This is a genomic window from Candidatus Leptofilum sp., from assembly GCF_965223525.1.
Classification (GTDB): domain Bacteria; phylum Chloroflexota; class Anaerolineae; order Promineifilales; family Promineifilaceae; genus Leptofilum.
In genome coordinates this window covers 2,287,346-2,302,229 of the sequence record NZ_CBDCWX010000005.1, presented here as the reverse complement: position 1 = coordinate 2,302,229, position 14,884 = coordinate 2,287,346, and the positions used below count along the sequence as shown (strand labels likewise).

Annotated in this window: 13 protein-coding genes; 5 read left to right on the top strand and 8 right to left on the bottom strand. The window is 49.4% G+C overall.

Features of this window, described 5'->3' with window-relative positions:
- Positions 1 to 36 precede the first annotated feature (36 nt).
- From miaA to ACOQPM_RS15525, 3 genes are all read left to right on the top strand, one after another.
- Positions 37 to 981: a tRNA (adenosine(37)-N6)-dimethylallyltransferase MiaA gene (gene miaA, locus ACOQPM_RS15535; RefSeq protein ID WP_420630181.1), complete on the top strand. Its 945-nt coding sequence runs from the start codon at positions 37 to 39 to the stop codon at positions 979 to 981.
- Positions 982 to 1,021: 40 nt separating this feature from the next.
- Entirely contained in the window at positions 1,022 to 1,981 is a 960-nt protein-coding gene (locus ACOQPM_RS15530; protein ID WP_420630180.1) for an MBL fold metallo-hydrolase, read from the top strand.
- Positions 1,982 to 2,113: 132 nt separating this feature from the next.
- A complete protein-coding gene (locus ACOQPM_RS15525; protein ID WP_420630179.1) occupies positions 2,114 to 2,530 on the top strand; it encodes a DUF1801 domain-containing protein in 417 nt (138 codons plus the stop codon).
- Here ACOQPM_RS15525 and cofE read toward each other — a convergent pair whose 3' ends face one another.
- The 5 genes from cofE to ACOQPM_RS15500 all read right to left on the bottom strand — a co-directional run bounded on the left by cofE (position 2,531) and on the right by ACOQPM_RS15500 (position 6,821).
- Positions 2,531 to 3,295: a coenzyme F420-0:L-glutamate ligase gene (gene cofE, locus ACOQPM_RS15520; RefSeq protein WP_420630178.1), complete on the bottom strand. Its 765-nt coding sequence runs from the start codon at positions 3,293 to 3,295 to the stop codon at positions 2,531 to 2,533.
- An 87-nt stretch (positions 3,296 to 3,382) separates the two neighbouring features.
- The gene (gene npdG / locus ACOQPM_RS15515; protein ID WP_420630177.1) at positions 3,383 to 4,033 is read right to left on the bottom strand and encodes an NADPH-dependent F420 reductase; all 651 of its coding nucleotides are present in this window, start codon (positions 4,031 to 4,033) and stop codon (positions 3,383 to 3,385) included.
- Between the two features lie 127 nt (positions 4,034 to 4,160).
- Positions 4,161 to 4,562, bottom strand: coding sequence for an NUDIX domain-containing protein (locus ACOQPM_RS15510; protein WP_420630176.1), 402 nt, complete (start codon positions 4,560 to 4,562; stop codon positions 4,161 to 4,163).
- Positions 4,563 to 4,734: 172 nt separating this feature from the next.
- Positions 4,735 to 6,099, bottom strand: coding sequence for a putative aminohydrolase SsnA (gene ssnA, locus ACOQPM_RS15505; RefSeq protein ID WP_420630175.1), 1,365 nt, complete (start codon positions 6,097 to 6,099; stop codon positions 4,735 to 4,737).
- A 44-nt stretch (positions 6,100 to 6,143) separates the two neighbouring features.
- Positions 6,144 to 6,821: a hypothetical protein gene (locus ACOQPM_RS15500; protein WP_420630174.1), complete on the bottom strand. Its 678-nt coding sequence runs from the start codon at positions 6,819 to 6,821 to the stop codon at positions 6,144 to 6,146.
- Between the two features lie 217 nt (positions 6,822 to 7,038).
- Here ACOQPM_RS15500 and trxA point away from each other — a divergent pair, with 217 nt between their 5' ends.
- Complete coding sequence (gene trxA / locus ACOQPM_RS15495; RefSeq protein ID WP_420630173.1) at positions 7,039 to 7,365, top strand: thioredoxin; 327 nt, start codon at positions 7,039 to 7,041, stop codon at positions 7,363 to 7,365.
- A 141-nt stretch (positions 7,366 to 7,506) separates the two neighbouring features.
- Positions 7,507 to 8,433, top strand: coding sequence for an LLM class F420-dependent oxidoreductase (locus ACOQPM_RS15490; protein ID WP_420630172.1), 927 nt, complete (start codon positions 7,507 to 7,509; stop codon positions 8,431 to 8,433).
- Between the two features lie 94 nt (positions 8,434 to 8,527).
- On the opposite strand, the gene ACOQPM_RS15485 is transcribed toward ACOQPM_RS15490, so the two are convergent.
- The 3 genes from ACOQPM_RS15485 to ACOQPM_RS15475 all read right to left on the bottom strand — a co-directional run bounded on the left by ACOQPM_RS15485 (position 8,528) and on the right by ACOQPM_RS15475 (position 14,869).
- On the bottom strand, positions 8,528 to 8,986 hold the full coding sequence (locus ACOQPM_RS15485; protein WP_420630171.1) for a hypothetical protein: 459 nt from the start codon (positions 8,984 to 8,986) through the stop codon (positions 8,528 to 8,530).
- Between the two features lie 175 nt (positions 8,987 to 9,161).
- Positions 9,162 to 11,048 (bottom strand): protein kinase domain-containing protein, encoded by a 1,887-nt coding sequence (locus tag ACOQPM_RS15480; protein WP_420630170.1) that lies wholly within the window; start codon positions 11,046 to 11,048, stop codon positions 9,162 to 9,164.
- The gene (locus ACOQPM_RS15475; RefSeq protein WP_420630169.1) at positions 11,045 to 14,869 is read right to left on the bottom strand and encodes a cache domain-containing protein; all 3,825 of its coding nucleotides are present in this window, start codon (positions 14,867 to 14,869) and stop codon (positions 11,045 to 11,047) included. Before ACOQPM_RS15475 ends, ACOQPM_RS15480 begins: the two co-directional genes overlap by 4 nt.
- Between the last annotated feature and the right edge of the window lie 15 nt (positions 14,870 to 14,884).

The window sequence follows — 14,884 nt, the reverse complement described above, 5'->3', positions numbered from 1 at the left end:
CACTCGCAAACTCGCATACTTTTTACGGAGATTAGCTTGGATCAACCATTGATTGTACTGCTGGGGCAAACGGCCGTTGGAAAAACATCCCTTTCATTACAACTGGCGCAGGCGTTGGCTGGTGAAATTATTTCTGCCGATTCGCGGCTGTTTTACCGGGGGATGGACATCGGCACCGCCAAACCCACGCCAGAAGAACAGGTCATCGCTCCGCATCACCTCATTGACCTGTGCCAACCAGATGAGACAATTACCCTGGGCGACTACCAGCGGCGTGCGTACCAGACGATTGATTTTGTGCTGGCAAACGGCCGTCTGCCCATTTTGGTCGGCGGTACGGGGCAGTATGTGAAAGCGGTGATCGAAGGTTGGGGCATCCCCGAAGTACCGCCGCACCCCAAGCTGCGCGACGCCCTGGCCCAACTGCCCGGCCCCGAATTGGCTCGCTGGCTAGCTGCACTTGATTCCATCGCCGCCGCCAAGCACGATCCTCGCAACTTGCGCCGCATCATTCGCGCTTTGGAAGTGACGCTCGTTTCAGGACGGCCAATTTCTGAGCTACAGCACAAAATACCCCCACCCTACCGCGTCTGCCAAATTGGTTTAACGCGCCCGCGCGAGGAGCTGTATGCTCGCATTGACGCCCGCATAGATCAAATGTTGGCCAACGGCTTGCTAGATGAATTGAAGCAGTTGCGCGACTTGGGCTACGGCCGTTCCCTGCCCAGCATGAGCGGACTGGGCTACCGGCAGCTATGGGCGCATCTGGATGGCGAAATGAGCCTGGATGAAGCAGTTGAGCGGATTAAGTTCGAGACCCACCGCTTTGCCCGCCATCAAGCCAACTGGTTCCGTAAGGACGACCCGGCGATTAACTGGTTTGAGATGGTGGAGGGAGTGGAAACGGCCGTTCAAACCTATATCGTCCGTTGGTTAAATGAAGGTAAAACGAGCAACGGCCGTCCCGCACCCCTGCTATAATCCTCAGCTAAACTAGAAACCACACAAAGAGGCCATTTATATGAATCATGTTCTCGTTATCAACGGGCTGGATGGCCCGCTTGCGCGTATTTTGGGCTGCGATTGCGCCCGCTGCACCAACGGAACTCGTCAAGCCCACACCTCTGCTTCCCTCATTAGCTTAAATGATCAGGGCGAAGCTACACACCACGTTTTGTTCGATATCGGCTTGGGCGTCAGCGACAGCCTGATGTCAATTCCTTATTTGCAGGGCAGCCGGGCGCGGCTAGATTGGCTCTGCTTGAGCCACTGGCATCCGGATCACACGGCTGGGATGAACCAGCTCATCGTCTCGCGGCACGCTAACAACAAGCGCAACAAGCTAAACCTGCCACCGCTGCCAATCTGGTGCCGCCCGGGCACGGCCGAATGGGTACAGCAGCATCATGATTTTGAATTTGGCCTGTGTGAATTGCACACGACTGGCAATAATGAGCCACCGGGGATTTTACTGCCGCCGTTGCCAATCTCTTTGCCAGATGTCACCATCACCCCGGTAACAGTCGCCCATCTCAACGCTGATAAGGGTGTAGACGGCCGTCGCCCGCGCTATGCTTGTGCCGCATTTGTCATTGAAACGGCCGCTAAAAAAGCCATCCTGCTCTGGGATTTAGACAGCAGCAATGAGTGGTTGGTAAACCCGCAAACACCTGAACAAGAAACGGCCGTCGCCTATCTTTCTCACGCCGATTATCTTTTTGCCGATACTGCATTCTGGCAAGCCAAGCCCAACAAAACTACCAGCCACCCCTCGTTTACCAACGTGCAGCGTTATGCCAGGCGCTTGCAGCCCCGCCAGACATTTCTTGTGCACCTTAGCGGCCACCCAGACGGCCGTGGCAATGCAGGCTGGGGCTGGGGAAACGGCCGTTGGCAAGCCGAAGCGCGTCGGGTTTGGCAAGATGAGCAACTGCCCGGCCAGGTACACGTCCCAGCCATCGGCGACTGCTTCACCTTATAACATTTGGTATAATGACGACGCAACAACACAACCCCGAAAGCAACAGATTTTGCAGATAGCGCAGCTTGCGCTTACGAATATCTCGCTTTTCTCTGTAGCCTCTGTGGCAAATGATTTCCATAGGAGAGCAAAATGGCTGAACTCAAAACAAAAAAGAACGATGGCAGTGTGGAAGCATTCTTAAACAGTGTAGACCACGACAAACGTCGAGAAGACGCTTTCAAGGTGTTAGACCTCATGAAAGAAGTCACCGGTGAAGAACCGAAAATGTGGGGCGGCAGCATTGTGGGCTTTGGCGACTATCATTACAAATACAAAAGTGGCCGTGAAGGCGATTGGTTCCTAACCGGTTTTTCGCCACGCAAAAAGAGCCTAACGCTTTATATCATGGCTGGCTTTCCAGAGTACGGCGACCTCATGGCCCAATTAGGCAAATATAAAACAGGCAAATCGTGCCTGTACATCAACAAAATTGAGGATGTAGATTTGCCAACGCTAAAAGAACTTGTCCGGCGCTCAGCCGAGCATGTGGCAAATACAAATCGTTAACTAACGGTACAGATCCATCTCTTTGGGGCGAACCAGGTCGGTGGCTTTACCACCCACAGCGGGGAATTTTAGGCCACGCACGAGCACCACGGGCATCCCTTCGGCTGCCTGACCCATGAGCAAGCCCGCTGCCGCTGCAATTTCGTCGGCCACGCCGATGTCGGTGTGTTGCAGCTCATAGCCGTACAAATCTGGCTCGCCGCGCTTGTCCCACAGCGCGGGCAACCCGGCTACGCCAATTGCTACACCTACTGTACCCATGCGAAACGGCCGTCCATGACTGTCCGTAATCACCACCCCCACCTGCACACCCAGCCGCGCCCTAATTTCATCCCGCAGCTTTGCTGCTGAAGCATCTGGGTCTACTGGCAACAGCAAAACCGTCTCATCCTCATCGCTTTGCGCCACGTTGGAGCGGTCAATACCCGCATTGGCACTGGTAAAGCCCAGCCGATGGCGCACAATCAGCACGCCCGGCCGCATCCGCGAGATTTCGTCGCTCTCCTGCAAAATCAGCTCCACCACGCGAGGGTCTTTGTCGGTTTGGGTTGCCACTTCCAGCGCACGTTTGCTGGGCTGCACGTCTGCCAAGCACACCAGCCGTCCCTCTGCCTTAGAAACGATTTTTTGGGCAATGGCCAGCACGTCGCCATCAGCCAACGTCATCTCTGCCTGGGCTAACGCTTTCAGGATGAGATCAGCCAGGTTGTCACCGGGTTGGACATAGGGAATGTGGGGAACGGCCATTAACGTTAAATCTGCCATAATGCTTCAAGAAAAAATCAAAGATTACGCAGATTTAACAGATAAAATCTTTCTAATCTGCGTAATCTGTTGATAAAAATATATGGATTAAGAAAGTCCAGTGATGCGGATACCCGCACTTTTAACTTTGTGGATTATATTGATGGCGATGAGAACGGCCGTTAACTCCTCCACCGCCCGCGCATTTTGCAACGCCCCTGCATTCACCCCGCGCAGACCAGCATCCTCACACAGCTGAATGGCAACTTGCTTGTCCGCTTTCTTTGTGCCGCAAACCAGCACGTCACAATCCATCTCGTGGTCCAAATCCAGCAAATGGTGCGCCCCGATATTTTGGAACGCCGCCACAACCCGCGTTGCTTCGCCTAGCTGATTTTGCGCCTCTTCTGCAGCCGAGAGACCGCTTTCTAGATGATGCACCCGCGATTTTTTCTCGCCAGATGGAGCCACCACCGTCAGCAAAATCTTGCCTTCCAGAGCAGATTTCACACTGTCCAGCGTGCCTTCCTGCGCCCAGTACGGCACAGAAAGCACCACCAGTTCAGCTTGCTGCGCGGCACTCAAATTATCTGTGCCGCTTATGTTGCCTTCTGGCAATCGCTCCTTCATATCAACGGCCGCTTTCGCACCCTTCTCTTGTTTACGCGACCCAATAACTATTTCGTGTCCAGCCGCCGCCCAACGATAACCTAGACCAAAACCTTCATCGCCCGTTCCACCTAAAATTGCAATCTTCAATGTTCAATCTCCTCAAGTAGGGGCAGACCTCCGTGTCTACCCACTTCGGGCGCACACGGGGATGCGCCCCTACAACAGTTACTTGGCTCTTAAAGAGCCGATATTATTTCTTCAAATATTTTAGCAGCTATTGCTCTTGCGGCTGCAAATTGTCTTCGTGCAGCGTGTCGATTTTAACCCACTGCGGATTGGTTACAGATTCGTCGTCTACTTCATCAGAAGCAAGCAGATCAAAGGTAAGCGGCCGGCAATTGTAATAAAACAGTAGACCATGCATAGCTTCGTCTTTGGGATCATAATAGAAAAAATCTTCCTGAAAATGAAGCAGTGAGCCTACCTCAACTTGAATGCCTGTCTCTTCCATGAGTTCACGCTGCAAAGCCTCTGCGTTGGTTTCATATGGTTCAATGCCACCGCCGGGGAGACAGTAACGGCCGTTCAGCCCCACCGTTGTCATTAATAAAACTGCATCCTCACGCCGCACAATGCCATAAGCCCCTGGCCGATGAAACAACTTCTCTTTTGGCACCAAAATCTCTCCACCCAACCAACGCCTACAAGCAACCATCAAATCACTCCAATAAAAAAGCGGGACACAGACCCGTGCTGAACGCAGCCGAAGTAGCTTCACAGAGAAGCGCAGAGTGACACAGAGGAAAACAAAAAATCCTCAAAAATCCGCGCAATCCGTGGCTAATTCTCTAATTCAGCTTCTCATACCGCTGCCACACCTCGGCGGCCAGTTGGCGGCTGCGCTGGGTGATTTCTGCTTCGTTGAGCGTCAACAGTTCACGATTGTGCATCAGCAGCTTGCCTGCCGCCATCGTGCTGGTTACCAAGCTGCTCTCAAAGCCAAAGATAATGTGCCAGGGCAGATTGCCCACGCTCAACGGCGTGGTGGCATGGTAATCGACAAAAATGATGTCTGCCGCTGCGCCTGCCACCAAACGGCCGATTTGCTTTCCAGGCCAGAACATATCCGCCAGAGCTGCATTATTGTGAATCGCCATTTGCACGATGTCCATGCCGTTGGCCCGGCGCGGGTCGCGGTGAACCTGCTTGTGCATCAGGTAAGCCATCTTCCATTCGGCCCACATGTTATTGCTAAAGCCGTCATTGCCCAGGCAAACCGGAATTCCCAGCCGCAGCATCCCTTCGATGTCGGCCGCACCCACGGCATTGTTCATATTGCTGCGCGGCTGGTGCGTCACCCAGGTGCCCGTCTCGCGCAGGATGTTTTTTTCCACAGCGTCTACGTGCACGGCATGGGCCACAATGCTTTTTGGCCCCAAAATGCCCGCTTCTGCCAGACGTGGCACCACGCGCTGGCCATATTTGTGCAGCGAATCGTACTCATCCACCTCATGTTCAGCAACGTGGATGTGGAAGCCAGTATCCAGATCGGCGGCGGCAGCGACGCAATTGGCCAGCGTCTCATCACTCAGCGAAAGGGAAGCGTGCAGGCCAAAGCTGCCTGCCAGCAGCTCGCTATCTCGCTCTTTGAGCGAATGCAAAAAGCGCACATTTTCGCCAATCCCGGCTTCGGCTTCTTCTGGCCCGTTGCGGTCAGTCACTTCGTAGCAAAGGGCGGCGCGAACGCCAGCTTTTTCCACCGCATCGGCAATCATATCCAGCGAGTTGTTGAGGGCACTGGGGCTGGCATGGTGGTCTACTAAGGTGGTGGTGCCGTGCTTGATCGCATCCACCAGGCAAACCAGTGCGCTGTATTCGGTGTCCAAATCGAGCAGGGCGCGATCCAGCCGCCACCAAAGCCGTTCCAAAATGTCTGGGAAATCTTTTGGCGGCGGGCCAGGAATGCCCATGCCGCGGGCAAACGCGCCGTAAAAGTGGGTGTGGGCGCAGATGTTACCGGGCATGACAAGCTGGTTGCCTGCGTCTAGCTGTTCCAGGTCTGGATGGGCGGCGGCGATTAGTTCAGCAGAATCACCAATTTTGGCGATACGGCCGTTTTCCACCAATATTCCTCCGTTTTCAATAATCTCATTCGGGTCGGCCCAGGTGACGATACGGCCGTTTGTGATTAGAAATGTGCGGTCTTGTAACATACAACCCTCCTAACATGGGTTTGTGAAAATAAGCGGGAAACCAATCAGAAATTGTGGACTTGATTGGGCAAAGAAGTTGTTTGAGCTTCCATATTTGCCCATTCTTGTCTAAGTCGCCGAACCTGCCAAACCGTAAACAAAATACAAAAAAGGCTTAAATAAATTGCGCCACCACGAAACCAACTGTAAGGCAAAAACGTGCTGTACAAATAAAATCGCGCCTTGCTGGTAGATTGTTCTCGGCCAAATTCGAGCAGGATAACGCCCCAACGCGCCTTTTCCCATTCCCACTCCAAGCCAATAAATAAATCAAGCGTCTGGCCATCGGCAAATGTCACTGTACCAAAGGCATAATCCCTGCGGTTTGGTTCTGTAACCTCCCAACTAACGGGACGGTTTTCGGGGGTCGAAAGAGCCGCTCGGATAACGCTTAGTTCTTCATCTGGCGCAGGCACAATCATACTCATTGCGGTTTGCGTCTCCCCCTCGCTGAGCGCACTCAAAAAAGAATCAATAGCGACTTCTCTCTGAGCTTGGCCAGAAGGCAAAAGCGGCCAAGCTGCATATGCCAAAAGGAGCACTAGGAGAAGGTATAATCCAACGAGGATCATGAGTCGTTGTTTCATCCTCGTACGAAAAACTCCCCAACGGGGGCGGCAAAAAATTGCTAAGAATATCAGTGAAAGGATCAGCAAAATCATCACTGAGGCTATCGCGGCCATTGGCGTCTCCTTTTTTGGTGGGCACAGTCGCAAAATCAGCGTCCCTAAGAAAAAGAGGTGCAGGAATCCTAATTGTAGGCTTTTTTGCTTGACAGCCCAAACGGTTTGGCTAAACTCGTTAGTAAGAATTTTTCATGTAACCTTATCTAAAAAGCGTAATCTAAAGAAACAGACACGCAAATTGTGTGTAAGATACCAAATGCAAGGAGCAAAAAAGATGGCAACCCCATTAGAAATTACTGATAGCAGCTTTCAAAGCGACGTTTTAGAGTCCGAAATGCCCGTTTTGGTGGACTTTTGGGCAGATTGGTGTGGCCCCTGCCGCATGATCGCCCCCTCCGTTAAGGCAATTGCTGAGGAGTATGGCGACAAAATTAAAGTTGGCAAGATGGATGTAGATGACAATCCAATGGTGCCCGGCCGCTACGGCATCGTGGGCATCCCCACCTTGATGGTTTTCAAAGGTGGCGAGGTTGTAGAGCGCATCACTGGCGCTTTGCCCAAAGATCGCATTGTAGCCCAGATTTTGCCGCACATGAACTAAGTACAGGAATGTGAATTTTTAACGCCCATGCTGGTTGCCAGCGTGGGCGTTTTTTGTTTTAGTGATTGGTGGTTAGTTGCTAGTGTTTGGTAAAATGCGCTAGCAATCAGCCACTAACAACTATGAACCCAGGAGTGAAAAATGATTGAAGTTGCAATTATGTTGGAAGGGCAAAATGGACTGACGTGGGAGCGGTGGCAGCGGATTGCCCGCGCTGTGGAGGATTTGGGATTTGCGGGTCTGTATCGTTCGGATCATTATACCAATGCCAATCCGCCAGATAAGGAATCATTGGAACTGTGGGTGTCGCTCACCTGGCTGGCCAGCCACACCAGCCGCATTGAGTTCGGGCCGATGGTCTCACCCGTCTCATTCCGCCAGCCTACGATGACAGCGCGGATGGCGAGCGCAGTGGATGATTTGTCGAACGGCCGTCTCCATCTCGGTCTCGGTGCAGGGTGGCAAGAGCGGGAACATCATAATTACAGTTGGGACTTGCTGGATATGAACGGCCGTTTCGCCAGGTTTGAGGAAGGGTTACAAATCATCAGCCACTTGCTGCAAAACGAAGAACCGCTCGATTTTGACGGGGAATATTACCAACTGCACGAAGCTGTTTTGCTACCGCGCCCACAGCGAGCCGGCGGCCCACCTATCCTCATCGGCGGCAATGGTCCCAGACGCACGCTGCCCCTCACGGCAAAATATGCTACAGAGTGGAACGGTGTTTACATTCCGCCCCAAACCTTTGCCGAGCGATGTGCGTTGCTAGATGAGTTGTTGGTAGCAAACGGCCGTAAACCCACAGACGTGCGCCGCTCGCTCATGACAGGGCTGGTGTTTGGCAAAGATCAGGCCGATTTTGACGCCAAAATGGCCCCACGTACTCTCTCTGCAGCAGAGCTGCGGGAACGTGGCTTAGTTGTGGGAACAGGCAATGAGTTGGTGGATCAGTTAAGGGCGTTTGCAGAGGCAGGCGTGCAGCGCATCATGCTGCAATGGATTGATTTGGATGATATGACGGGGTTGGAGGCTTTGGGAACGGCCGTTCTTCCGCAGGTTCAGTAAGTTCAGTAATCTGTAAACGGTGAACGGTAATCGGTAAGCTGATTACCGTTCACGGATTACTGAATGCCGTACACGAAGCGGTCGCCCCGCGACATTACTCGGCGCTTTCTTCTTCCACGTCAGGAACGGGCTTCTCAACGGGTGTAAATCGCTCAGCCAGCTTAGCTAGCTGCTCGCTGAGATGCTGCAAGCCAGTGGCTACACCAGAGCGGGTTTTGTGCCCCACATCGCTGGATTGAACCTTGTCACGCACGTTCACAGCTTCTGTTTTTACGCGGTCGGCTGCCGGGCTTTTCTTGATTTCCTGAATTGCCTTGTCTACCTCGTCGGCAAAGGAACGCATCCCATCGCGCAATTCCGTTTCCAGCCGCTGCCGCTCGGCACTGTTCCAGGCGGTGCGAATGGTGTCGGCAAATTGTTTGCCAAACTCACGTAACTCCTCGGCCACGTCCGGGCTTTGTGCCTCAGCTTTGGTAACTTCTTCCTCAACGGGAACTTCTACTTTCAAGCGTTCTTTAATTTCTTCAACGCTGGGGGTTGTTTTTTCGGTCATCGTTTTATACTCCTTAATCAATCACAAAAATATGGTTTCTAATCATCTCTCAGCTTCGGCTAAACACCATCTTCCAGATTACCGTGTGTGAGATCAAACTCTCGTAAGCTGCGTTGCTTACCTCGCTAGCTATACGCTATGGTCGGTAACAAGTTGCATTAGTCCAAAATAATTTTCATTGAGATATGCTGGCTATAAATGAAGCGGCCGTTTCAAAACGATCTTTGGGCTCTTTGGCTAAGGATTTCAGCAGTGCATTAGCTACAAGGTCGCTGATCTCAGAGTTAAATTTGCGGGGGTCTGGCGGCACTTGGTGTAAATGGCCATCAATCACAGAGCCAAAATTCTCGCCACCAAAGGGTAGCTGGCCAGTAAGCGCCCGGTACAACACGACACCCAGTGCATAAATATCGGCCAGATGGGTCACTTGGCTAGTCTGACGAATCTGTTCCGGTGCCATATAATTAAGCGTCCCCAATATCCCCCCCGTCTTAGTAGAGTTGGTAGATTCTTGCCGAATTTTGGCTACACCAAAATCTGTTAACAAACATTGGAAAGGCCAGTTTTCATTTTTGTCATCTGTTTGCCGTAGCAAAATATTGGATGGCTTGATATCACGGTGCACAATGCCTTGACTATGTGCATAATCCAGAGCGGTAGCAATATCCTTGCCCAAAACCAACGTCTGCTCTATAGATAGGGGCTTCCTGTCAGCTAAATAAGCCATCAAATCCTTGCCATCAATCAGATCCATGACCATATAGTAAGCACCCTCGAAGTCACCGAAGTCAAAAACCTGCACAATATTGGGGTGATTCAGGCGGGCAACAGCCTGCGCTTCACGCTGAAAGCGAGTACGGAAATCATCCTTGCTGGCATAAGTTGAGGGGAGAACTTTAATAGCGACAGGTTTCCCTAGACGGACGTGAACGCCTTTGTAAACTTCTGACATTCCCCCACGACCTAATAAATCACCTATTTCGTAGGGTGCGATGTGCGTACCTGTGAAGGCACCATTAGCTTTGTTTGGGGTATCTGGCATTTGCTGTCTGGAAACATATAGTTGCCATGATTTTGAGAAATATTCATGCCGCCCTGCCAATTCAACAATCAAACATTTTTTTGTTAAATCCCTCAATGTCGAAGCAATGGTTGTGTTTTGTTCCTCAGAAGCAATTAGCTGTGAAAGTCGCAGGAGCGTACTCTGCTCCAGCAGGCTCAAATTGCGCCAATAATATTCGTAATGTGCAAGAAGCTCTTGCCATATTCTCTCTTCAAGCTGCTCATCATCGTTCGAAAAGGCGAAAAAAGAAACGATTTGCAAAACAAATGGATGCCCTCCAGCCAATTGATAGATATTCGAAGCCATCTCTGCTGTAAAGGGGTTCCCTGCTTCTTGCGCTGGCGTATTAATTAACTGAAATGCCTCTTCTCGGGAAAATAACCCTAAATGAAGTTGAGCAAATATATTGAAGAAGGGACTGGAGAGAATTTCTTGCTGGTTTTGGACGTATGTTAATTGAATCAAAGGTTTGGTAGAGGCTGTGAGGTAAATGAGCTGAAAACGGCCAGCAGCAGAACGGAGCGCGTTGAAAAAATTGACGTTCAGTTTAGGATTTGCGCTTAATCGTTCAAACTCATCCAAAATAATGACAATGCGGATACCGCGCCGGTTTAGCTTACGTACGGCCGTTTCAAAGGAAATGCGGGTTGGGTGTGCAATAGCCCGTTCCAACGTGGGCTCCACCTCAAATCCTTGCTCTTCTAAAGCAATCTCCATTTCTGAAGCAAAAATGCCAAAGATTTCTTGATGATTGCTGTCTCCAAGCACTTCACAATCTAAATAGACAAATAAGTATTGATGCTCAAAATTCAGGGACGCGACAGTTTCAGGGCGCAAAAGATGGAAAAACAAAGAAGTTTTGCCAATTTTCCGGGGCCCAACAACGGAAACCGATTGATTCCCCTGCAAGAAATTGCCAATCTCTTGCAAAATATAGTGACGACCAAAAAAAAGAGATTTATCTTGTATTGGCCCTCGTGAAATGTAAGGATTTTTCATCCGAAAGCCTCGTCCATGACCCTGCTAAACGACTTGTATTTTTCGACCCATAAACCAATTAAACCAAGTTGCCAACGATAAATTACTGTTTCCTTTGAGCCAGCATAATTGGTTGTTTGCAATATATCCCGCAAAGCTAATTGGTGTAGCCCAGTGCGAATTTGGGCTCGGGACAAAGTAACCCCTCGCTCTGCCAAATAATCTGCTAGATCAATATCAGAAGCAGTGCCTGTTAGAGGCATAATGCGGCTTAGGGCAAACAATACCATGCGTTCATTTGGCTCAGATTCTGTCCACAGGTAAATGAAGTGGGCCTCCCCTGAGGATAAAATTTCATCCAAAACATTATTTACATCAGAAATTGTGGCATAACTACGCTCTGTACGATTATGCTGATTCACGAGGCTATGGCACAGTAACTGAAGAAAGTAAGGATGGCCAGAAGTCAACCGCCAAATTTTATCCAGCACCAAATCATCATACCGCATGCCATATGGCGCAACCGGTTCCTGAATTAAACGGATGGTATCTTGATAAGATAGATTGCCAACTTGCTGATTCAAAGTGATGTTAAAAAATACACTCCAATAATCAGCTGACAGTTCTTCTAGCCGGTGTGTGCCGCAAAAGATGAAGCTTAATCGAGGAACATGCTGCATAAGGTGTCGCAGGTATCCAAAAATCGCCTCATCCAAATAGCCGCGCTTCACCGTATTTTCCAGCTCCTCAAACTCATCAAACAAAATTAGCAGATGGCCATCCCCCAAAATAGTCATCACTTTGGGCAAAAATTCATGCTCGAACACACGGGCTGGGTTGTTACTAAACATCTCTAAATCGGGCTGAGTCACTTCTAGACCCTTATCTTCCATTGCATACGTAATTTCCGTAGCTAAATTCAGGAAAAATGCCCCACTGCCTGGGTCCAGTCCCATAACCTGACCATCAAGGTAGACAATCAAATAATCATCAGAAAAGTGAAAGGGAAGCTGTTTTAATAACGATGTTTTTCCCATCCTTCTTTGGCCAACCAGTACCAAATTGTGGTGATGCTCGCCAGAAAAGCTCTCTTTTATTGCCTCAACTAAATCTTCTCGCCCAAAGAACAAAGAGGACCCCTCTTCAAGGGGCGTGCCAACAATGTAGGGGTTTTTAATATGCTGGAACGGCTCGGATCGATCCAGCAAATGAACAAGATCAGCATAATTTTCTACCTGTTCACCAGCGCGTGGGTCTGTAAAGAGCACAAGGAACCGGGCTCGAAATTCGCGGATGTTTTGTTCTAGTCGCGGATGCACATTGAGGGTGACCCGCACCTCTTCCCCCGCCCCGATACGATCTAATACAGCATTTTCACTAACAATTGTATAGTTGGGGGATTCTACCAATGAGATACGTACATTAAAGGCTGCGCCCCGCCCTTGATTCCGTATTATTAAGGTAAGCGGAACAATTTCATTTTGCCAAGTGTGGCGGGTTAACAGTTCACACACAATCTGGGCATTTAATTGCAGATCGCTCAACGCTCCATTAACAATGTTGATGCCTTTTTCTCCTATACGTGCCAACAATATCCGATCAATCCCCTGCAGCTTTTGCCTCGCTTGTCGTTCAACTCGCTGCCACTGCTGTACAGCGGCAACCAAGTATGAGATTTTATCCTCAACAGTATCCACTCGTTCATAAGCATTTAAACTTGCCATGACTGGTGATAATTCTTTCATTTCCGAAATTAATAGTTTGGCGGGGGATGCAGCAAACTTCTCCGGCAAGGTCGTTCCATCAATTGTCGTGAGTTGTTCCACGTTGCTAGCAGATATTAATTGATGACAAAGCTGTAAAACGGCCGTAACAGACGCGCTTTCCTCCCATTCCTGAGCTTCTGGGGTTTTTAAAGCAGCTAGAATTTGGCGAAGCCCAACCGACAGCAATTCTGGACGCTCCTGGCTACTCTGTAAGAAATGAAATCCTTCTGCTAATTGGATGGCTGAATTGATTGACAGGCGAGGCGACTCCGATCCTTCAAAATTATTGCGTGCAGTTCGGTTGCTCATTGCTCTGGGAAGATTTGCTAACAGATCGGCACGCTCTTGATCGCGTTCAGCTTCTTGTGACAACTTGTAAAGGGAAACGGCCGTTTGTTTTGGCTCCTCCAACAACTCTTGAGCCAGGAGATCAGCACGACCTAACGGGGAATTTCGATAAGCCAATAATTGACTTTGTGCAACTTCCCGTTGGCGAGCTGCTTCAACCTTTTCTTGAAGCAGCTGCTCAAATGATTGTGCATTTTGCAAGGCAATCACCAACTGGTTAGCAACGGACTGTACCAAATCTAAATCACCCGTGTCTAACTCATTTGGGTTTCTTTTATAAACAGCCAAAATCCCTAATACTTGGGTTGCCCTGGCAATCGGGATTGCTAGTAGTGATTGGAACTCAATGGGCTGAATATCACGCTCATACTCTAAAACATTCGGAAGGTGAATAGGGCTATTTGTTTCAGCCGCCCGAAAGATGACTTCCTGAGGAGGCTGTTCCTCTTCCGGGACAATTGGCCCATTTTGAGCACTTGAAGCCACAAGTATCAAATCGGATTGAGAGCCTTTAGTTTGATAAATTTCTGCCAATCCATAGTTCATTTCATGATGAAGACGATGCACTACTTCAGATAAGAGTAAATCTACTTCCAAAATTGTTGAAAGGTACCGGCTTATATCCGCACTGCTGCGTAACGCTTGGGTTCGCTCTGCCACCAAGTTTTCCAGGTTAGTTAGCATCTCCCTAAGCTGGGATGTCATGCTATTAAAAGCCCCGGCCAATTCATCCAGCTCAGATAATCCGCTCTCCCTTGCCTTTGGTGTCAAATCCCCATCCTGAACCCTCCGCGCAACCCCCGCCATTTGCTGAATTGGTTTTACCAGCCTGTTGGTAGCGATCAGACTAAGGACAATTGATATAATTAATGAAGCCAACAGTATTCCAAGAATGATATACACAGTTGTAAACGCTAATCTCAAAGCCTCAGATAATTCCTTTTCGGCTACAACTGTAAGCGTTTGTTCTCCCAACTGTATAGTTTGGGATTTAATAATGGCAGAATTCCCTGCCAGGCCCATGGCCCAACTTTGTGCAGGCAAAGAGAATGTATTGCCTTTAAGTACAACCGATTGGTCGCGGTGAGCAATAATTTCGCCGTTCTTATCAATTAGGTAAACATCTTCGCCATCGCCAAAGTCTACATCTGCTATTAGCTCTCCAATTGCTTTAAATGAAACATCTGCTACCAACACATACTCGATTTCACCTGTTCGCCGGTCTTCCAACGGTGTGGACATTATCATTTGTGGAACTTGGTTAATTTCAGATCGATTTATGACTGGCCCAAAATACGTCATCCTCTCTTGTACAGGAATTTCAAACTCTGGTTTGCCCACACGACTAGATAAATTTGTCTCTGTGTTGATAGCAAGCAATGAGGAATGAATAATTTCCTCACCGTCTCTCCCAACCAGATAAATATCTTGAAAAGCTGGTTGCTGTATCCGTAACTCATTTAAAATTTCTGCCTGCTCCTCATTAGATTGTTGCTCCAAATCTGTAGCGGCAAGTGTTACCTTGATTGTTTCTTCCAGGTTTGAAAAATAAGCTTCAATTTCAACGGTTACTCTTCGGGCTAATTCTTCTTGAAGAAGTTGGGCCTGTTCATTTAGCGCATTGAAATTGACCCATAGGAGAATGGAACCGGCAATTAAAAGGGGCAATATTGCTAAGAGTATATAGGTGAGACGAAGACGAGAACTTATATGATTCAGCTTAAACATATGAAACAGTACTAT